The organism is Arsukibacterium sp. MJ3 (assembly GCF_000987765.1).
In the GTDB taxonomy this organism is placed as follows: Bacteria; Pseudomonadota; Gammaproteobacteria; order Enterobacterales; family Alteromonadaceae; genus Alishewanella.
On the sequence record NZ_LAHP01000013.1, the window covers coordinates 54,861 to 73,950 of the forward strand.

At 48.8% G+C, this 19,090-nt stretch carries 18 protein-coding genes; 12 read left to right on the forward strand and 6 right to left on the reverse strand.

Annotated features, from left to right (window positions below):
- Nucleotide 1 precedes the first annotated feature (1 nt).
- Complete coding sequence (gene pepB / locus VT06_RS10925; protein ID WP_046554343.1) at nucleotides 2-1,318, reverse strand: aminopeptidase PepB; 1,317 nt, start codon at nucleotides 1,316-1,318, stop codon at nucleotides 2-4.
- A gap of 313 nt (nucleotides 1,319-1,631) precedes the next feature.
- On the opposite strand from pepB, the gene dksA reads away from it, so the two are divergent.
- From dksA to VT06_RS10960, 7 genes are all read left to right on the forward strand, one after another.
- Nucleotides 1,632-2,081 (forward strand): RNA polymerase-binding protein DksA, encoded by a 450-nt coding sequence (dksA, locus tag VT06_RS10930; RefSeq protein ID WP_046554344.1) that lies wholly within the window; start codon nucleotides 1,632-1,634, stop codon nucleotides 2,079-2,081.
- Nucleotides 2,082-2,098: 17 nt separating this feature from the next.
- Nucleotides 2,099-3,004, forward strand: coding sequence for a tRNA glutamyl-Q(34) synthetase GluQRS (gluQRS, locus tag VT06_RS10935; protein WP_046554345.1), 906 nt, complete (start codon nucleotides 2,099-2,101; stop codon nucleotides 3,002-3,004).
- Between the two features lie 122 nt (nucleotides 3,005-3,126).
- Nucleotides 3,127-4,587 carry a polynucleotide adenylyltransferase PcnB gene (pcnB, locus tag VT06_RS10940; RefSeq protein WP_046554346.1) on the forward strand — a complete coding sequence of 487 codons (1,461 nt, stop codon included), beginning with the start codon at nucleotides 3,127-3,129 and terminating at the stop codon, nucleotides 4,585-4,587.
- Nucleotides 4,580-5,092, forward strand: a complete 513-nt coding sequence (gene folK, locus VT06_RS10945; RefSeq protein WP_046554347.1) for a 2-amino-4-hydroxy-6-hydroxymethyldihydropteridine diphosphokinase — start codon at nucleotides 4,580-4,582, stop codon at nucleotides 5,090-5,092. The genes pcnB and folK overlap by 8 nt, the downstream gene beginning before the upstream one ends.
- A gap of 53 nt (nucleotides 5,093-5,145) precedes the next feature.
- Nucleotides 5,146-5,940, forward strand: coding sequence for a 3-methyl-2-oxobutanoate hydroxymethyltransferase (gene panB / locus VT06_RS10950; RefSeq protein ID WP_046554348.1), 795 nt, complete (start codon nucleotides 5,146-5,148; stop codon nucleotides 5,938-5,940).
- On the forward strand, nucleotides 5,941-6,783 hold the full coding sequence (gene panC / locus VT06_RS10955; protein ID WP_046554349.1) for a pantoate--beta-alanine ligase: 843 nt from the start codon (nucleotides 5,941-5,943) through the stop codon (nucleotides 6,781-6,783). It abuts the gene before it with no gap.
- A 25-nt stretch (nucleotides 6,784-6,808) separates the two neighbouring features.
- Nucleotides 6,809-7,630 (forward strand): DUF72 domain-containing protein, encoded by an 822-nt coding sequence (locus tag VT06_RS10960; RefSeq protein WP_200897965.1) that lies wholly within the window; start codon nucleotides 6,809-6,811, stop codon nucleotides 7,628-7,630.
- Nucleotides 7,631-7,743: 113 nt separating this feature from the next.
- Here VT06_RS10960 and VT06_RS10965 read toward each other — a convergent pair whose 3' ends face one another.
- The 4 genes from VT06_RS10965 to VT06_RS10980 form a co-directional block, all read right to left on the reverse strand.
- Nucleotides 7,744-10,101 carry an SLC13 family permease gene (locus VT06_RS10965; protein WP_046554351.1) on the reverse strand — a complete coding sequence of 786 codons (2,358 nt, stop codon included), beginning with the start codon at nucleotides 10,099-10,101 and terminating at the stop codon, nucleotides 7,744-7,746.
- Nucleotides 10,098-11,960, reverse strand: a complete 1,863-nt coding sequence (locus VT06_RS10970; RefSeq protein WP_046554352.1) for an SLC13 family permease — start codon at nucleotides 11,958-11,960, stop codon at nucleotides 10,098-10,100. The genes VT06_RS10965 and VT06_RS10970 overlap by 4 nt, the downstream gene beginning before the upstream one ends.
- A gap of 71 nt (nucleotides 11,961-12,031) precedes the next feature.
- Entirely contained in the window at nucleotides 12,032-12,256 is a 225-nt protein-coding gene (locus tag VT06_RS10975) for a hypothetical protein (RefSeq protein ID WP_046554353.1), read from the reverse strand.
- Nucleotides 12,257-12,310: 54 nt separating this feature from the next.
- Nucleotides 12,311-12,958 carry a DUF2959 domain-containing protein gene (locus VT06_RS10980; protein WP_046554354.1) on the reverse strand — a complete coding sequence of 216 codons (648 nt, stop codon included), beginning with the start codon at nucleotides 12,956-12,958 and terminating at the stop codon, nucleotides 12,311-12,313.
- Nucleotides 12,959-13,129: 171 nt separating this feature from the next.
- Between VT06_RS10980 and VT06_RS10985 the strand changes: the two genes are divergently transcribed.
- The 5 genes from VT06_RS10985 to frdD are packed head-to-tail and all read left to right on the forward strand — an operon-like array spanning nucleotide 13,130 to nucleotide 17,380.
- Complete coding sequence (locus VT06_RS10985; RefSeq protein WP_046554355.1) at nucleotides 13,130-14,026, forward strand: prenyltransferase; 897 nt, start codon at nucleotides 13,130-13,132, stop codon at nucleotides 14,024-14,026.
- 43 nt (nucleotides 14,027-14,069) lie between these two features.
- The gene (gene frdA / locus VT06_RS10990) at nucleotides 14,070-15,890 is read left to right on the forward strand and encodes a fumarate reductase (quinol) flavoprotein subunit (protein ID WP_046554356.1); all 1,821 of its coding nucleotides are present in this window, start codon (nucleotides 14,070-14,072) and stop codon (nucleotides 15,888-15,890) included.
- Complete coding sequence (locus VT06_RS10995; protein ID WP_046554357.1) at nucleotides 15,883-16,593, forward strand: succinate dehydrogenase/fumarate reductase iron-sulfur subunit; 711 nt, start codon at nucleotides 15,883-15,885, stop codon at nucleotides 16,591-16,593. Before frdA ends, VT06_RS10995 begins: the two co-directional genes overlap by 8 nt.
- Before the next feature lie 11 nt (nucleotides 16,594-16,604).
- A complete protein-coding gene (locus VT06_RS11000) occupies nucleotides 16,605-16,994 on the forward strand; it encodes a fumarate reductase (RefSeq protein WP_046554358.1) in 390 nt (129 codons plus the stop codon).
- Nucleotides 16,991-17,380, forward strand: coding sequence for a fumarate reductase subunit FrdD (gene frdD, locus VT06_RS11005; RefSeq protein ID WP_046554359.1), 390 nt, complete (start codon nucleotides 16,991-16,993; stop codon nucleotides 17,378-17,380). Before VT06_RS11000 ends, frdD begins: the two co-directional genes overlap by 4 nt.
- On the opposite strand, the gene panP is transcribed toward frdD, so the two are convergent.
- Complete coding sequence (gene panP / locus VT06_RS11010) at nucleotides 17,357-18,994, reverse strand: pyridoxal-dependent aspartate 1-decarboxylase PanP (protein WP_046554360.1); 1,638 nt, start codon at nucleotides 18,992-18,994, stop codon at nucleotides 17,357-17,359. The genes frdD and panP overlap by 24 nt on opposite strands.
- Between the last annotated feature and the right edge of the window lie 96 nt (nucleotides 18,995-19,090).

The following is a 19,090-nucleotide window of genomic DNA, read 5'->3' on the forward strand; positions in this document are numbered from 1 at the left end:
GTTACTTTTCAGCCGTTTCTGCTAATAAGATAGCCGCAATGCTTCGAATACCGTGACCGGTTGCCCCAGCTGCCCAATACCCGTTGGCAGAGTTGTTAAACGCCGCGGCTAAATCAAAATGCAGCCAACCCTTGCCGTCGTTTGGCACAAAACGGCTTAAGAAACCGGCAGCATTACTAGCACCGCCTGCACCACCGCCTTTTACCGGTCGGCTATTTGCGGTATCAGCATAAGGTGATGGGCATTGCTGCTGATGCCATTTTTCCAGTGGCAACTGCCAAGTGGCTTCTTGCTCATTGGCAGCATGCTGTAAGGCGCGGGCTGCCAGCGGTTTATCTAAGGCAAACAATGCATTGTATTCGCCACCTACCGCGACCATGGCAGCACCTGTTAAGGTTGCCGCATCAATAATCAACGGTGCTTTACTGTCAGCAGCACACATCAGGCCATCGGCTAATACTAAGCGACCTTCGGCATCGGTATTAACAATTTCAACCGATGTACCATTTTTATAAGTAATAATATCGCCCAGCTTGTAAGCGTGACCGCTGATCAGGTTTTCTGCACAGCATAAAATCAGTTTTACTCGTTGCTGCAGGCCTTGCATTATCGCCAGCGCTAGTGCCGCCGTTACCGTTGCTGCGCCGCCCATATCACATTTCATACTAGCCATACTTTCGGTAGGTTTAATGGAATAACCGCCGCTATCAAACGTGATCCCTTTGCCGACCAGTGCTGCCGCAACCGGCTGGTTACTGGTTTTAGCCGGATTATAATCGAGTACTAGTAATGCCGGTGGCCGCATACTGCCGCGCCCGACCTGATAAATACCATGCCAACCAGCCTCAGCCAATTTTTCACCCCTAATCAGCTCGCTGCTAACCGACCCCGCTGGTGCAATAGCCCGGATAAAGGCTTCTGCCTGCTCTGCCAATGCTACGGGCGATAATACTTCGGGGGTTTCATTAATCATTTTTTTAGCGAAACTGAAACACTGCGCCAATTTTGCTAACTCAGAGGCAGCACCTTGCTCGTCGTTAAAGCTAATGCCATCGTGTTTTCTGGCATTGCAAAACCCCTGATAAAATGCCCATTGCAAGTCTTTGCTCCAGCCGATACCACTAAGTTGCAACCTAGAAATACCCAGATTATCCAGACTACGACCAGCCTTTTGCATGGCACGCAGTGACTCATTTTCAGCTAAATGAATTTGATAGCCGTGCGCAGTCGGGCTTAATAACGCATTATTACCCCACTTTTCTGCCGCTTTATCGGCAGCAATACTGATTTGTAATATATCTGGCGTTGAATTAGACATGATCATCCCCAATTTATCGAATTTATCAGTGTTAACCGCTCACTTTTGTTTGGCGAAGTGTATCATAGCGCAACGCCATATCACGAGCGTAAAGCGTTAGAATGCTGCAGCCATAGGCTATTGGGGCAGTTTACACCATTTGAATAAGGCCACATTTTATTGGCAAAAGGCGCTAAGACTAAAACAGGTGACGGCCAGAGCCACAATCTGTATACTTCGCCGGCTTTTTTATTTGTGATTGCGGTAGTGGCGATATTCTGCTATTTATAGCCGCCATCTTTTTTTGCTTGGCAGTATTGTACAGGAGATGATCATGCCGGACGGCAAGAATGTTAAGACATTAGGGTTACTGGCACTGGCCGGTGTAACACCTTATCAGGAAGCGGTCGGGGAAGAATATATGAACCCGAAGCAGCTCGAGCATTTTCGCAAAATTCTCGACGCCTGGCGCCAACAATTGCGTGAAGAGGTTGACCGCACTAAAACCCATATGGCGGATGAAGCAGCAAATTTTCCTGATCCGGTCGACCGCGCCGCTCAGGAAGAAGAGTTCAGTTTGGAATTACGCGCCCGGGATCGTGAGCGTAAGCTATTGAAAAAAATTGAAAAAACTTTACAAAAAATTGAAAATGATGATTTCGGTTTCTGTGATACCTGTGGTATCGAAATTGGCATTAAACGCTTAGAAGCTCGGCCAACTGCAGATCAGTGTATCGACTGTAAAACCTTGGCTGAAATTAAAGAAAAGCAACTAGGCGGCTAATCGCTGCCATTTAGGCTATGCTAATTGCTCATCGCCAGCCAACAGCTAAGGTTGTTGGCCGTTTTGCTCCCTCCCCGTCTGGCCCGCTGCACTTTGGTTCACTGCTCGCCGCTGTTGGCAGCTACCTGTTCGCTAAGCAACGAGCTGGTGAGTGGTTATTGCGCATTGAAGATATCGACACACCCAGAGTAAGCCAGGGTGCTGACAGCCTTATAATGCACACATTAGAGCAGTATGGTCTGTTGTGGGATGGCGCTGTAATGTATCAAAGCCAGCGTATCGGGCGTTACAAAGCAATACTTGAGCAATTACAGCAACAACAGTTGGTCTATGGCTGTCAATGCAGCCGCAAGCAAATTAATCAAGCCGGCGGCCTCTACTCTGGCAGCTGCGCTAAGTTGCAGTTAAGCGGCAGTAAACTAAGCTGGCGTTTACGCACCAAAGGGGTTGCCACCGACTTCGCGGATTTATTGTTAGGTCAGCAACACATTGACACCGCCCTTGCCCGTGAAGACTATATTGTCCAGCGCCGAGATGGTTTATTTTCGTATCAGCTAGCCGTTGTAGTAGACGACTGGGATCAAGGTATCAGCGAAGTGATCCGCGGGGCCGACTTACTCAGTATGACACCACGCCAGCAACATTTATTTACATTACTTGGCGCTAAGCCGCCGGCATATGGCCATTTACCGTTAGCCGTTTCTGCGCCAGGGCAAAAGCTAAGCAAACAAAACCACGCCAGGGCATTGAGTCACTGGCCGCAAAGTTACACCATGGCCAGAGCTTTGGAGATATTAGGCCTGCCGCTACCACTGCCTTTGCAACACGCGCCAGCAGCAGAGCAGTTAACGTATGCGCTGATACACTGGCGTCCGGCTAATATTCCTGCCAGCAGTGAGGTTTTAACAACCGATTTTGTCTAATAATGGCCAGATTAATTCTTTTTTGTCGTCTGCTGCGGTATTATTAGTCGCTTTTTTCAGTCAAATGCTAATACCGCCAGCCAAACGGGTTAGCGCTTAGGAGAAATATCATTATTTCGCGTGTGTTAGATTTTTGTCGCAGAACGCTTGGCGGCAAGCCCCAGGGCAACAATAACCAACAACCGGCTGCGGTGCAGGCGGCGGCCGCTGCTGCGCCAATAAACCAGGCACGTGCCAGTTCAATATTACCACCAATGCAAGTTATTACCCGCGATCAGCATAGTGTCTCTCGCCGGGATATTAGCCCCAGTGCATTAAAAGTATTGTACCGGCTTAAAGATGCTGGTTTTGAAGCCTATTTGGTGGGCGGTTGCATCCGCGATTTACTGCTCGGTTTAAAGCCGAAAGATTTTGATGTGGTGACCAATGCTCACCCTGAGCAGGTAAAGCAAGTCTTTCGAAATTGCCGCTTAATTGGCCGGCGATTTCGGCTGGCACACGTCGTATTTGGCCGGGAAATTATTGAAGTAGCGACTTTTCGCGGCCACCATAGTGGCACAGAAGATGATGCCAGTACCACGGCCAAGTTAAAAACCGCCAGCTTAAGCGACCATGGGCAGATTCTGCGTGACAATGTTTACGGCAGTATTGAAGAAGATGCCGAGCGGCGCGATTTTACCATTAATGCACTGTACTATTCAGTTAAAGACTTTGCCATCTACGACTTTGCCAATGGCATGCGGGACATTGCGGCTAAGCGCATTGAATTAATCGGCGATGCAGACGTACGTTATCGGGAAGATCCGGTAAGAATGCTGCGCGCTATTCGTTTTGCGACCAAACTCAATATGCACATTGCCCCTGAGGCACTAACACCGATAAGCCAATTAGCCGTGCTACTGAAAAACATTCCCGCACCACGTTTATTCGACGAGCTGGTAAAAATGTTATTAGTTGGCAAGGCTTTCGACAACTTTATGTTGCTGCGCGATACCCGGGTGTTAAAGCAGTTATTACCTCAGCTGGATAAACTGTTAAAACAAGAACCTGAAGGTAAAGCATTTAGCCTGATAACCCGAGCATTACAAGATACCGACCAGCGAGTGGCAGTTGATAAACCCGTTACGCCGGCGTTTATTTTTGCCGCCATGCTGTGGTACCCGGTAGAACTGCGCAGTCAAACATTGCTGATAGAAAGTGGTTTAAACGACATTGACGCATTAAACATTGCCATGACCGAAGTGTTAGACGATGTGCAGCGCACCATCGCTATTCCTAAGCGCTTTAGTTTGACCATGCGTGACATTTGGGCGTTGCAGCACCGGCTGGCCAAACGTGGTGGACGACGGGCGTTTAAAATGCTTGAACAAACCAAATTTCGCGGCGCCTTTGATTTTCTAGTGTTACGGGCACAAGCTGAAGAAGGCTCGCTGACCGAACTGGCAAACTGGTGGCAACAATTCCAGTTTGCTGATGAAACAGAGAAAATGGAATTGATTAACAGCTTGGGTCGGGAAGCCTTTGATAAACCGAAACGGCGACGTAATTATAAACGCAAGCGTACCAGTACTCCTGATGCCTGAGCAAGTAACTGAGCATAACGTTTATGTGGGCTTGGGTGCCAACTTAGCCAACCCGCTAACCCAATTACACAGCGCAGTTGCCGCTTTACGCCAGTTACCGCACAGTCGTTTATTAGCAGTATCTGGCTTTTATGGCTCTAAGCCAATGGGCCCGCAAGATCAGCCAGATTATGTTAATGCGGTAGCTAAGTTGGCGACTAAGCTCTTGCCAATTGAACTGCTCGATGCCTTGCAGCAGATAGAACAGCAACATGGCCGACAACGTAAAGCTCAGCGCTGGGGCGCCAGAACGTTAGATCTGGATATTTTGCTGTATGCCAATCACACTATTAGCAGCGAGCGGTTAATAGTGCCGCACTATGGGCTGACCCAACGTGAGTTTGTGTTATATCCGCTTGCTGAAATAGCACCACAGCTGCAATTACCCTGCGGTACTTCGTTACAGGTTTTACTCAGCCAGGTGCCTTTAAATGGTTTGGAAAAACTCAGCAACACTTGCAGCTAAAGACACTTTGTGCGATCTTGCGCACCCGGAATTAATGGTCGGACGAGAACTTTATGGCTAAGATCACCACCGCTGTATTACAGAAAATGAAACAGCAGGCAGATAAAATTACCATGCTGACAGCCTACGATGCCAGCTTTGCCAAACTGTTTTCCGAGCAGGGCGTAGACGTATTGCTAATTGGCGACTCGCTTGGCATGGTGCTGCAAGGCCATAGCGATACCCTACCGGTAACCATAGCCGACATTACTTATCACACCAAAAGTGTGCGCGCCGGTGCACCCGATGCCTTTGTTATTGCCGATTTACCTTTTATGAGTTATGCCACGCCCGAACAAGCCATGCAAAGTGTTACACCTCTAATGCAAGCAGGTGCCAATATGGTGAAATTAGAAGGCGGTGATTTCTTATTAACCACTATTAAAGCCTTAACCGAACGCGGTGTGCCGGTGTGTGGCCATCTGGGCTTAACACCGCAGTCGGTACATATTTTCGGTGGTTATAAGGTACAAGGTAAAACCGAGGAAGCCGCTGACGCAATGCTGGCGCAAGCACAAGCATTGCAGACAGCCGGTGCGCAATTACTGGTACTCGAATGTATCCCAACACCCTTAGCAAAACGGATTACCGAGGCACTGCGTATCCCGGTAATTGGTATTGGTGCCGGTAATGTTACGGATGGTCAAGTACTGGTCATGCACGACTTACTCGGTATTAGTAGCGGCTATATTCCTAAATTTTCGAAAAACTACCTAGCACAAACCGGTGAGATTAGAAGTGCTATTGCCAGCTATGTCAGTGAAGTAAAAAGCCAGGTGTTTCCTGCTGCTGAGCATAGCTTTACCTAAATGAATATACTGGATAATATTGATGAGCTTCACGCGCTGTTAAAAACGTGGCGCCGCAGAGGTCATCAAATTGCTTTCGTCCCTACCATGGGTAACTTGCACCAGGGGCATTTGCAGCTGGTGCAGCAGGCAAAAAGTCGTGCTGATAAAGTGGTTGTCAGTATTTTTGTAAACCCCATGCAATTTGGTCAAAACGAAGATTTAGCCAATTATCCGCGCACGCCAGATGCAGATATTGCAGGCTTACACCAACACGCTGCCGATGCGCTATTTACCCCAACACCACAACTGATTTACCCCAGGGGTCTTGCAGCACAAACCTTTGTTGAAGTACCCCAACTCGGTGATTTACATTGCGGAGCTAACCGGCCAGGTCACTTTCGCGGCGTTTCAACTGTGGTCTGTAAATTGTTTAATCTGGTGCAACCTGACATTGCCTGCTTTGGTAAAAAAGACTATCAGCAGCTGGCCATTATCCGCCAGATGGTCATAGATTTGTCACTGCCAATAGAGATTATTGGTGTAACAACGGAACGCGCCGGCGATGGTCTGGCACTCAGTTCACGCAATGGCTACTTAACGGCCGAACAGCGTGAGACAGCGCCTGCGCTATATCAGATACTGCTACAGCTTAAAACTGCTATTGCCGCAGGAAACCACGATTATCGTGCACTGGAGCAACATGCTAACGCTCAGTTGTCTGCAGCAGGGTTTGTGCCGGATTACGTTAATATCAGCAACCAGCACAGCCTGACACTGGCCAGTGACGCCGCTGAGCCAAAAGTCATTCTGGCCGCAGCCAAACTGGGCACTACCCGGCTGATTGATAACCTGGAGTTGTAAGCCATTGCTCTATCTGGGTTGTCCGATGTGGGCAAATAGCCGCTGGAAAGGAAGCCTGTTTGCCGATGATCTGCATAACAACCAATTTTTAGCCGGTTACAGCCAGTATTTTAATAGTGTAGAAGGCAATACCAGCTTTTATGCTGATCCTGCAGCAAATCAGCTTAAACGCTGGGCAGAGCAGCTGCCAGCCGATTTCCGATTTGTGTTTAAAATCCCCCGCCGTTTTAGCCATGCGCTGAACGAGCTTGACCACAGCGCGCTATTGGCATGGTGGCAGCATTTTTCCCCACTACACCCTTATATTGGTTTAATTCACTTACAACTGCCTGCAAGTGCTGGCCCGTCTATGCTAAGGCAGTTGGCCACTGTACTTAAACTACTTAGCAGCGCAGTACCATTGGCTGTAGAAGTGCGCCACCTGGCATTTTTTGATAAAGCAGAGCATGAATTGGCATTAAACCGCTTATTGCAGGAATATGAGGCAGAGCGGGTGGTATTAGATAGCCGGGCATTGTTTTCAGTACCTGCCAACAGCCCCGCTCTGCTAGATGCTCAGGCGAAAAAGCCGCGCTTACCGGTGCATGCCATTTGCCTGAGTGCCAGGCCGATGCTGCGCTTTATTGGCACCGATGATTTAGCGCTGAACCGGCAGTTTTACTCACCGTGGCTAAATAAAATTAAACTCTGGCTGGCAGAGGGTAAAACTCCCTATTGTTTTTTCCATACTCCGGATAATACCTTAGCACCACAACTTTGCCGCCAATTTGTCGAAGATTTACAACACCCCCACGCCGTTTTGTTACCCTGGCCTGGCGAGCAACAAACACAACTTGGCCTGTGGTAGTGTTGTGGTGGTTTTAAGCGCCTTCAACTAGGGCATGTTGCCTGTACACCAGAGTGAGGATCTGCAAAAGGCTTTTTTTACCTGAAGGCACTGCAGCGAGGGCTGCTATGTCCTTAACCGTTGCTCAGTGGCCAGAAAATTGGCAGTAACAGCATGGTAATCACAAATAGTACCAAGCTTAATGGCCCGCCTACTTTTAAGTAATCGACAAAGCGATAGCCGCCGGGGCCCATTACCAGGGTGTTGGCGGCGTGCGATACCGGGCTGGCTAGGCTGGTCGCGGCCACCGCGACTACCATCATAGCGCTTTGGCCGTTAATACCAAGAGCAGTGCTCAGCATTAAGCCGATAGGCGCCATGATCAGCACCAGCGCTACGGTAGGCACCACCAAGGTGCCTAAAGCGGTAACTAGGTACAACCCGGCTAATACAGCCTGCGGGCCATATTGGCCTAACCCCGACAGTACGCCTTCGGCCAGCCAATCGGCGGTACCCGATTGTTGCATCGCTATGCCCAGCGGCAACATACCTGCGATGAGAAAAATAGAACGCCAGTCAATCGCAGCATAGGCCTGCTCCATGCTTAAGCAGCGACTGGCCACCATCAGGGTAGCGGCCAGAATAGCGGCCAGATAAATTGGTAAAACATTCATTACCGTCAGCGCAATCATCAGTAGCATTAATCCGGCTGCCAATGGCGCTTTACGGGCATTAATTGGCTTTACCTGTATGGGGTTCAGCACGATAAGATGTTCACTGTCGGTTAGCATTGCCAGACGGGAGCGCGGCCCTACTATCAGCAGCGCATCACCCGCTTGCAACAACATACTTCCCAGCGCCGAGCGATAAGAACGGCCTTCGCGCCAAATGGCCGCAACCTCTACCTTGTAACGCTTATCTAATTGCAGCGCGTTGACATTTTGACCAATATATTTGCTACGCGGATGCAAAGTAGCCTCTACCAGCTCCAGTTTGCCTTTAGCCAGCAAGTCAAGATAAGGTGACATAGTGTCCAAACGCTCTAACTGCTTAAAACCGCGCAAAATATCTAGGTCTTCTTCCCGCCCCTGGATCAATAGTAAGTCGCCGGCTTGCAGTGTATCGTCAGAATGAAACTGCTGGATTATTTCACCTTGCCGAAATAATCCCAACAAACGAAAATCGAAGGCGTCTCCTAGTCGGTTTTCCGCAAAGGTACTGTCGACCAACGGGCTGTCAGCCGGTAAGCCCAACACAAACAAACGCTCTTCAAGCTTGTATTGCGCTTTTACATCATCAGTACTGAGCAACTTTACCTTGCTAAATGCCGGCTGTTCATCAATAGCCTCTAAGGCACTACGACTGCCTTGCACCAGAATTTTGTCACCCGCCAGCAAGGGGTAATCAGCCAACCGCGTGCTTAAGGTCTGGCCCGGTCGCTTAACGGCCAATACATTTAACTGATAATGCTCACGAAATCTGAAATGTTGTAATACTTCACCCGTTAGCGAGCCGTCTGCGGCAATGTCTAGCTCTGCCAAGCCACTGGCTGCCAACAGTTTTTCATGCAGTAACGGCGCTTCGCGTTCGATAGTCAGAGAGTTCCAACTACGCAACCGCTCAAAACGATTAAACTTGCCTTGCGCCAATACAATGTCACCGGCTTTTAATGTCATCTGGTGCGAGGGTAAGGTAAAGGTTTCTTTGCCGCGGGTCAGGGCGATCACCATTAAACCAACAGTATTAATTAATCCCGATTCTTCTAGCGTGCGCCCGGCCAGTAATGACGACAACGGTAAGCGCAGAGCAAAAATCCGATCTTGTAAGCCGTATTGGTCGCTGAGGTTTTTACTGTTGCCAAAGCCGGCACGATCAGGATCGGTTGCCGGCAGAAAATGGCGACCAATAAAAGCCACAAATAGCGTTCCGGTAAGCAATATCGGTAAACCAATCAGTGCAAAATCAAATAAATGAAACCCTTGCTGGTTAGTTTTTTCAAGCGCAATACTCACCAATAAATTGGGTGGAGTACCAATTAATGTAAGCAAGCCTCCGAGCATAGCGCCGAAGGCCATTGGCATCAGTACTTTTGCCGGTGCCACCCCGCAGCGCCGGGCGGCTTCGACAGTTACTGGTAACAACAACGCCACCACTCCGATATTACTCATAAAGGCTGATAACAAACCGGCGACCAGCATAATAACGATGATCATCTGTGTTTCGCTGCTACCGGATAAGCGGATAACCCGACGGCCAATGCTATCGGCGATACCCGCCCGGGTTAACCCCTCACTCATAATAAACATGGCCCAGACGGTGATCACCGCCGGGTTACTAAAGCCACTTACCGCCTCAGCAGGTGATACCAGTCCCAGCAAGGCCAGCGAACACAAAACCAGCAAGGCAACAAGGTCCATACGCAGCCATTGGGTAACAAATAGCACCAGAGCTGTCAGTAGCAGCAATAGTACCAGCGCAATATCCAGTGTCATAACGGCCAAAATACCGTAAGCAGCGGCAAGGCTACCAACACCACCAAAATTTCCAGCGGTAAGCCCAAACGCCAGTAATCACCGAATTTAAAGCCGCCCGGTCCAAGAATTAACGTATTGTTTTGATGCCCTATCGGTGTTAAAAAAGCACAAGAGGCACCTATCGCCACAGCCATTAAAAATGAATCGGCATTGACACCCAGCGTCATGGCGGCCCCTATGGCAATGGGGCACATTACCGCTGCTGTTGCTGCATTATTCATTAAATCAGACAAAAACATAGTAATAATCAATACCATAGCCAATGCCACTACCGCGTTACCCTGAGCAATATATTCCATCAGTAAACTAGCAATCAGTTCGGCAGTACCGGTAGCTTCCATGGCGCCCGCTACGGGAAGCAAGGCGGCCAGCAAGACAATAACGGGCCAGTCAATAGCAGCATACACTGAACGTGGTGGTACGGTTTTAAACACCATTGATGCCAGCACTCCAAGGGCAAACGATATAGCCGCAGGTAACAAACCAAACGCCGCACCCGCCACCGCAGCAACCATGATCATGCCAGAGAGAATGGCTTGCTTTTTATCCGGTATTTTTAACTCTCTTTTTGCCAGCGGCACACAGCCATAATCATTGGCAAATTCTAATACACTGTCAGTGGTGCCTTGCAGTAACAATAAATCGCCCGCTTGCATTCTAAAGTTTCGTAAACGCGACTTAGACCGGCCACCATCACGCGATATTGCTAGCAGGTTAAGGCTGTAACGCGAGCGCAACATAATATTAGTGGCTGAACGGCCTTGTAAATTTGACTCAGGCCTGACCACTAATTCCATCAACACAATATCCTCGCCACTTAGTGATTTTGCTTCTTGCTCCTTTCCTTCCGAAGCTGCGTCTTTAGGTGCAGCCTTTGTTATTGTCGCTTTGTCGCTTTGGGCTTGCTCGGTTTTAGCAGGCTTGTCTACCGTTACCGACTCCTCCAGTTCCAAACCCAAGTTGGATAGCACCGCGCCTAACGAATCAACCTCGGCTTCGAGCACTAGAATGTCGCCGGCCCGAATAACCCGACCACCACTGGGCGCATTAATTTTGACGTTATTCCGGATAAGGCCAATAATTTGCGCACCGCTATCGTCAAACTCATTTTCTATATCGTATAACCGTTTATCAACAATTTTGCTTTTTTCAGTTACCCGGGCTTCGGTCAGATAGGCACCCGTTTCAAACCCTTCAGTACCCGCTTGCTTCCTTGCCGGCACTAAACGCCAGGCCAATAGCACAAAGACACAGCCTGCTAATGCAACAGCCAGCCCTACCGGGGCAAAGTCGAACATACCGAAACCTTCACTGCCTTGCTGCGCTCTGAAGCCCGATACAATTAAATTAGGCGGAGTACCTATCAGGGTAGTCATCCCCCCCAAAATAGTGCCAAACGCCAACGGCATTAATACTCGTCCTGGCGGTATTTCCAGCCGGTTAGCAACCTGCAAAGCAACTGGCATTAATAGCGCCAGCGCGCCGACGTTATTCATAAAGCCCGACAATAAGGCACCAATACCCACCAGTGCCCCCATGCTAACCATTAGCCCGGCGTTTTTTGGCATAGCGTAACGTGTTAGCACATCAACCGCGCCCGAACGCTGCAAACCAGCACTTAGCACCAGCACGCAGGCTACGGTAATAACTGCCGGATGACCAAAACCATTAAAGGCAATGGCAGGGTCAATGACGCCTGTCAGCACACAAGCCAGCAATGCGGCCAGGGCTATCATGTCATGACGCCAACGGCCCCATAAAAACATGCCGACAGTCACCAATAAAATCAGAATAATAATGCTTTGCGCCGTGGTCATAGAACACTCTTTGGGTTGACTACATTGGCAGGAATACCAGCAGAGTATGCTAGGTAATGATGACTACCGGCTTAAAAGCGCGCGCGGAATTTTGCCGCATCAATAATCGCCCATAAATGGCAAATAACCGCAATAATTGCCGGAATGATTAACCACCACAGCGCGTAGCCCACCACACAGATAACAAAGAACAGCAGTGCTGCCAAAATTCTGCCTTGGATCAATTGTCCTAAGCCGGGGATGAACACATTACATAACGCCGCGATAACATTGCCACCAGAACCCTGTCCTGACATATTTCTCTCCTGTTTAAATAGGTAACACGCTAATACTAGGCATTTTTATTAAATTTATTGTTTAAGCGTCGCAATAAACTTCTGCGACTCGCTGATAGCTTTATTCATGTTTTGAATTAGCAACGTAATGTCACGTTCAATATTAGCAAACTCTCCCCGCAAGGCGCCAATCGCCTGTGCATTTAAATTATGCTTTAAATACAAACTATTATCCCGAAGGCTATTCAGCACGGGAGCCATAGAACTTTCAGCCCGGCGCATAGTGCTTAGCAGTTGTTTATACTGACGCTGCGTGGCGTTAAGCTTCGCCTTGCTGTCCTGCTTTAATTTAGGGTTAGTATACATTTCCAACTCGTCTTGCCATTCGTCAAACAGGGCTTCTGCGACATCGTCAATACTATTAATTCGTTCCGACACCTCTGCAGCGGCTTCGTTACAAGCCTGATACTCGGCATCAGTTAACTCGTACTGCCGTTGTAAGTTACCGCCATCAAACTTAATTAAGGTGCTGAATTGCTCCAGGGCTGATTTAAATTGCTGCTGGGCTTCTTGCTGGGCATGTTGTGCCTTGTCGACCCGACCAGCCAAAATATCCCGCTTATGCACTCCCACTTTTTCCATCGTTGAATAGTAAGCACTTTGGCAGCCGGTAACGACGATTAATGGCCATAACAATGGCAATAGTAATACTATTTTACGCATATTTTCCCCTTAGGTTGGTGTTATGTCAGCGATGGCCTTACCACAGCGAAAATGACTATTGCTGCTACTGTTAGTTAGTCTACAACATAAATACAGTAAAAATGTCGCAGATCAAGCTATAACCGCGCTGAACGTTATACTCTATAGCAAATAGGTTAACAGGATTATTTTTTGCTAAAACATTTTTGTGGCGTTGCCAGAATTAATTTTTTATCGCTGACCCTGCTGTGTATTGCTCTGGCAGCAACAGCGTGCTGGCAAGCAGGTTATGTTTTAAAACCCGGATTGTTGGCGCTGGTTACTGCGGTTGGCTTGTGCGCTCACATTAGTGTCAATGCTTTTAATGAATACTTTGATTTTAAGTCGGGTCTGGATTTTTTAACAGAGCGCACCCCGTTTAGTGGCGGTAGTGGCACCCTTATTAACTACCCTGCAGCCAGTCATTTTACGCTGTTACTGGCTATTGCCAGCTTATTACTCACCGTTAGCGGCGGCCTGTACCTTAGTTATCAACTTAACTGGTTACCGTTGGTACTTGGCATTCCTGGGGTACTGCTAATTTATGGCTACACCCAATATGTTAACCGTTGGCCGCTGTTATGTCTGCTCGCACCTGGTATCGGTTTTGGCGTGGTAATGACCTTAGGTGCCTACTGGGTGCTGGCCGGCACGGTTAGTGCTACCGCCTGGCTACTGGCTTTTATTATGACGCTACTGGTCAGTAATTTATTACTGTTGAACCAGTTTCCGGACGTTGATGCCGACCGGCAAGTTGGCCGGCGGCATTTACCCATCGTGATAGGGCGGCGGCACAGTGCCAGTGTTTATACGCTACTGTTGCTGTTAAGTTATTTGCTGCTGTTAATGGCCGTATTTAGCAGCATCTTGCCATGGCAATGCTTATTAGCGCTGCTGAGCTTGCCATTAACGGTAAAATTACTACCTGGCTTATTCCGATTTGCTGATAAGCCTGCTTTGCTTACTCCCTATCTGGGCCTGAACGTTATGTTATGTCATCTTTTTCCACTATTACTAATAACCGGGTTGCTCTGGGCCGGTCCAAACTAACATTAAGGGCAATAATTCAAAAGCCTGTCATTAAGGACGATAAATGCAACTATTACAGAAGGACATCATTATTGTCGGTGGCGGTGGTGCCGGGTTGCGCGCGGCTATTGCTGCGGCTGAAGCGGCACCCGGTTTGCAAGTTGCGTTGCTGTCTAAGGTATATCCGATGCGCTCGCACACGGTAGCAGCGGAGGGTGGTGCGGCGGCCGTAACCTTAGCCGAAGACAGCTTGGCCGGGCATTTTCAGGATACAATAAGTGGCAGCGACTGGCTGGCCGAGCAAAACGTGGTTGACTATTTTGTACAGCATGCCTATCAGGAGCTGGTACAGCTAGAGCGCTGGGGCTGCCCCTGGAGCCGCAAAGCCGATGGAACGGTGCAGGTACGACGCTTTGGCGGTATGAAAACTGAACGCACTTGGTTTGCCGCCGATAAAACCGGTTTTCATATTTTGCATACTTTATTTCAAACCTCGTTACGCTACCCAACTATCAACCGCTTTGACGAGTACTTTGTTATCGATTTATTAGTGGTAGAGCAGCAAATCGCCGGTGTGCTGGCGATTCATTTCAAAACTGGCCAGCTGGTACAAATTCAGGCCAAGTCGGTAATTCTGGCTACCGGCGGCGCGGGCCGAGTGTTTCATTACAATACCAATGGCGGCATTGTTACCGGTGATGGCATGGCACTGGCTTACCGCCATGGCGTAGCGCTGCGCGATATGGAATTTGTGCAATACCACCCCACCGGTTTACCGGGTAGCGGCATTTTAATCACCGAAGCCTGTCGCGGCGAAGGCGGCATCTTGTTAAATAAAGACGGTTATCGTTATCTGCAGGATTATGACCTTGGCCCGGTAACGCCTGCTGGCCAGCCGAAAAATAATTATATGGAACTGGGACCGCGCGACAAACTCTCTCAGGCGTTCTGGCAACAACAGAAGTTGGGCCTTACTGCCGATTATCAGGGCCATGCGGTGGTGTACTTAGATTTACGCCATCTGGGTTCGCAGCACCTGACACAGCGGCTGCCATTTATCTGTGAACTGGCTAAAGCCTATGTCAATATTGACCCGGCTAATAGCCCGATACCCATTCGGCCAGCGGTGCATTACACCATGGGTGGCATTTTAACCGATATTAACTGCCACACCAGTATCGCCGGTTTATTTGCCGTGGGCGAGTGTGCCTCTGTTGGCTTACATGGTGCCAACCGGCTTGGCTCAAATTCGCTGTCCGAGCTGTTAGTATTTGGCAAGGTAGCGGGTGAGCAAGCCGCTGCCTTGGCGCAGCAAACCAGCCTCGTCCCGGTGAGCGCTATAATGGCGCAAAGTAAGCACCAACAAACCAGTATCAGCAGTTTATTTGGCAATAGTAGCGAATCGATGGTGGCTATTCGCACAGAAATGACCCAGGCAATGGAGCAAGGCTGCGGCATTTACCGCGACAACAACGGTATGCAACGCTGTTTAACTTCTCTACACAACCTGAAAAGTCGCTATGCCCGTTTAACCGTTAGCGATAGCAGCAAGGTATATAACAGCGCCTTACTGCAACATGTTGAGTTAGGTTTTAGCCTAGATGTGGCTGAAGCAATTTGCCGCAGTGCCTTAGCCCGAACTGAATCACGAGGCGCGCATCAGCGCTTGGACGAAGGTATGACAACGCGTAACGACCGCGATTTTTTACAACATAGTCTGGCGTTACGCCAAGCCGATGGCAGTACTGCCATTAGCTGGCAAGCCGTAACTATTACCAGCCTGCCGCCGACTGAGCGTCGTTATGGTGCAGCCGCACACAGCCCAGCCAATTCCAACATATCTCAGCTAAAAGCGGCTCAGGAAAAGGGACTGCAACATGAATAAAACGATCAGCATCAGCCGTTATAACCCAGAGCAAGATAGCCAGCCACAGCTGCAAACTTATCAGGTTGTCTCTGAGCACAGCACATCCGTACTGGATGCCTTGCTGCAAGTGCAACAACAGGATCCCAGCCTCAGCTTACGCTGGTCTTGTCGGATGGCAATCTGTGGCTCTTGTGGTGTGATGATAAACGGTATACCTAAGCTCGGCTGTAAAACGTTTGTTCGTGATTATCCAGAACAGTTAGTGATAAGCCCTCTAGCTCACTTTGCCGTTGAAAAAGACTTAATTGTTGATATGAGCCCCTTTCTACAACACCTTAGCGCCGTAAAGCCCTATTTGATTAATGCCGAAAAAAGCCTGCAACCGCATAAGCAAACGCCGGCGCAACTGGCAAAGTACCAGCAATTTGCTAACTGCATTAATTGCGGATTGTGTTACTCAGCCTGCCCGCAATTTGGTTTAAACCCGGAGTTTATCGGGCCAGCAGCCATAACATTAGCCCAGCGCTATAACCTGGACAGTCGTGACCAGGGCAAGGCCGTGCGGATGCCACAATTAAACAGCAAGAATGGCGTATGGGCTTGTACTTTTGTGGGGTTTTGCTCTGAGGTCTGTCCAAAAAAAGTTGACCCGGCGGCAGCGGTTAATCAGGGTAAGGTTGCCTCAGCCAGCGATTTTATTATCAGCATGTTTACACCTTAAGGAGCAATCTAATGCCTGATCCTAAATCAGCGTCCACAGCCTACAAGCCTGTTATGTCGCGCCACTGGTGGCTGCAGCACCGCTATTTTCAACTTTATATGCTGCGCGAAGCGACTGTTTTGCCATTGCTTTTTTTTATTATCTGCTTGCTGTATGGTCTATTTAGTCTAAGCCAAGGCGAAGTGCAATGGCAAAGCTGGTTAACGTTTATGGCTACGCCCTGGGTAGTATTGCTTAACCTACTGGCTTTTTCCGCCAGCCTGTATCATGCCAAAACTTTTTTTGAGTTATTCCCACGGGTAATGCCACTGGCACCGGCAGCGTTAATGATTGTCGCCCAGTGGCTTGCGACATTCATCGTAGCAGCAGGCTTAATATTATTGTTGGGGGGCTGGCTATGACACCCTTTACTGAACCACCAAAACGTTCAGACGAACCGATATGGTGGGCATTATTTAGCGCAGGTGGTGTCTGTTTTGCGGTGCTAATGCCGGGGAGCATTTTAGCGCTGGCGCTCTTGCCCGCGCTGGGCCTAACTTCAGCTGACAGCTTAAATTATGCAAGGGTAAGCGCGTTACTTTATCAGGCATTGTACGGCATGGCCGGTCTGGCTTTTGTCGGCGGCGTGATCTGCTTGCCGCTATTTCACACCGCGCATCGCATTCAGCATGGTTTGCATGATCTCAAACTCGGCGGTGGTTTGCTAAGCAAAATATGCTGCTATGGCCTGGCAGCATTTGCCAGTGCAATAGCAATAGGCCTGCTACTGGCTGGCCAGCTGCAATAATTTTGGATAAAACTCTTTATTTTGCTGAGCTATCTGATCTTGCTCAACCAAAATATCATGCAGAATACTCTCGGTAGTCAGTGGGTTGGCTAACACTACCCGAAATACGATAGTTTCCTGCCGATCATATTTGGCTGGGGTTAAGCGAGTACGTGACACAAAAGATTTACCCTCTTCCCGCTGCCGTTTTTGTACAAATTTAGTCAAACCATTTAGCAGCTCATTAAATTGCAGGCGCTGTTCAGTGTTGGCACTGGCCATGGCTTTTTGCACCTGGGCTGGCACATAACGATACGTTAGCAAGCACAACTCTGGCGCAGTAATCAGTTCAAAATCAATATTATGCTCAATTAAGGTAGCAAAATAGCGGGCTTTTTCTAACGAGCGGTTAATCAGAATTTCATAGCCATCGCGGCCTATTACCTGCAAACACGCATGCACCAGCATTGCCATACCAGGGCGCGATCCTTCCAGCGTTTGGCTGCCTAAATCTTTTGAGCCTTTACGTAAAATATATTCGGCATGATGCTCAATAGCGTGAGCTGAGGAAGGATGCTTAAACACCACCATACCGGCACCCATTGGCACATACATTTGCTTATGCGCATCAATGGTTACCGAATCGGCCCGCTCAATGCCTGCCATTAAAGGTCGATACTTATCTGACAGCAATGTGGCACCGCCCCAGGCCGCATCAACATGGAAATGACAGCCAAATTGCTCAGCTAAATCGGCCAGTTCGGCCAGCGGATCGATATTGCCGGTTTCAGTAGTGCCGGCCACGCCGACAATAGCCAGTACTTTAATGTTCTTAGCATTAAGTTCAGTCAGCACCTGTTGCATTTGCATTACATCAACTTTATTATCGGCATCGGTTTTTACCGGAACCACATAATCACGTCCGATACCCAGCACATCAGCTGCTTTACCTAATGAATAATGGCCGCGCTCTGACACCACAATCGCCAGGCCATCATAACCATAATGTTTTAACGCCTGAAATAAACCTTCTTTAGCAATTCCCTTGAAGTTGCCATCAGCTTTTAACAAGCGATTTCGGGCTATCCACAGCGCCGTAATATTCGCAACCGTGCCACCGGAGCAAAAAGCGCCTAACGAGTGATTGGCGCTGTGCATCCATTTTTTATAAAAGCTGTCTTTCTCGCCATAAACCAAGTGGTGCATCATGCCCAGCACTTGCCGCTCTAATGGTGTAAAGGCTTTTGATGTTTCAATTTTCACCAGGTTTTGATTCAGCCCCACCATCATTTTTGACAACGGCAACACAAAATAAGGTAAAGCAGAGGTCATATGACCAATAAAACTTGGTGAGGCGGTGTGCACCGAATGCGCCACCAGCTTTTGCATAATACTTTCGGCATAGTCAGAAACAAATTGCGGTGATAGCGGAATTTGGTGTGCCTGAAAATCCCGTTCTATTTGCCATAACGGTTTTTCCAATGCCACTATACTTTCGCGTAAAAAGCCGGCCAGATTCTGTGACAGATTCTGCTCAATAATACTTAAAGTGGAATCCGGGGCCTCGGGTATGGTGAAAATACGCCAAAGCGCCTCTTCTGAGGCGGCCGCAAGCCGTTTTGTCGGTTCTGTCATGCGTTATACTACTCACTGAGCCTGAACATCAGCCCCATTTAGGTCTACGTTAACGTCCGTAGAAAGGCCAGCAGAAAGGGACTAACTCTACTGCAA

What these genes read in the sequence shown, in the direction of transcription:
- VT06_RS11000 (WP_046554358.1), top strand. Translation starts at nt 16,605, where the DNA reads ATGCCTGATCCTAAATCAGCGTCCACAGCCTACAAGCCTGTTATGTCG.
- VT06_RS10995 (WP_046554357.1), top strand. Translation starts at nt 15,883, where the DNA reads ATGAATAAAACGATCAGCATCAGCCGTTATAACCCAGAGCAAGATAGC.
- folK (WP_046554347.1), top strand. Translation starts at nt 4,580, where the DNA reads ATGCCTGAGCAAGTAACTGAGCATAACGTTTATGTGGGCTTGGGTGCC.
- pepB (WP_046554343.1), bottom strand. Translation starts at nt 1,318, where the DNA reads ATGTCTAATTCAACGCCAGATATATTACAAATCAGTATTGCTGCCGAT.
- panP (WP_046554360.1), bottom strand. Translation starts at nt 18,994, where the DNA reads ATGACAGAACCGACAAAACGGCTTGCGGCCGCCTCAGAAGAGGCGCTT.
- dksA (WP_046554344.1), top strand. Translation starts at nt 1,632, where the DNA reads ATGCCGGACGGCAAGAATGTTAAGACATTAGGGTTACTGGCACTGGCC.
- VT06_RS10970 (WP_046554352.1), bottom strand. Translation starts at nt 11,960, where the DNA reads ATGACCACGGCGCAAAGCATTATTATTCTGATTTTATTGGTGACTGTC.
- panB (WP_046554348.1), top strand. Translation starts at nt 5,146, where the DNA reads ATGGCTAAGATCACCACCGCTGTATTACAGAAAATGAAACAGCAGGCA.
- VT06_RS10980 (WP_046554354.1), bottom strand. Translation starts at nt 12,958, where the DNA reads ATGCGTAAAATAGTATTACTATTGCCATTGTTATGGCCATTAATCGTC.
- gluQRS (WP_046554345.1), top strand. Translation starts at nt 2,099, where the DNA reads ATGCTAATTGCTCATCGCCAGCCAACAGCTAAGGTTGTTGGCCGTTTT.
- frdA (WP_046554356.1), top strand. Translation starts at nt 14,070, where the DNA reads ATGCAACTATTACAGAAGGACATCATTATTGTCGGTGGCGGTGGTGCC.
- VT06_RS10965 (WP_046554351.1), bottom strand. Translation starts at nt 10,101, where the DNA reads ATGACACTGGATATTGCGCTGGTACTATTGCTGCTACTGACAGCTCTG.
- panC (WP_046554349.1), top strand. Translation starts at nt 5,941, where the DNA reads ATGAATATACTGGATAATATTGATGAGCTTCACGCGCTGTTAAAAACG.
- frdD (WP_046554359.1), top strand. Translation starts at nt 16,991, where the DNA reads ATGACACCCTTTACTGAACCACCAAAACGTTCAGACGAACCGATATGG.
- VT06_RS10975 (WP_046554353.1), bottom strand. Translation starts at nt 12,256, where the DNA reads ATGTCAGGACAGGGTTCTGGTGGCAATGTTATCGCGGCGTTATGTAAT.
- VT06_RS10960 (WP_200897965.1), top strand. Translation starts at nt 6,809, where the DNA reads ATGTGGGCAAATAGCCGCTGGAAAGGAAGCCTGTTTGCCGATGATCTG.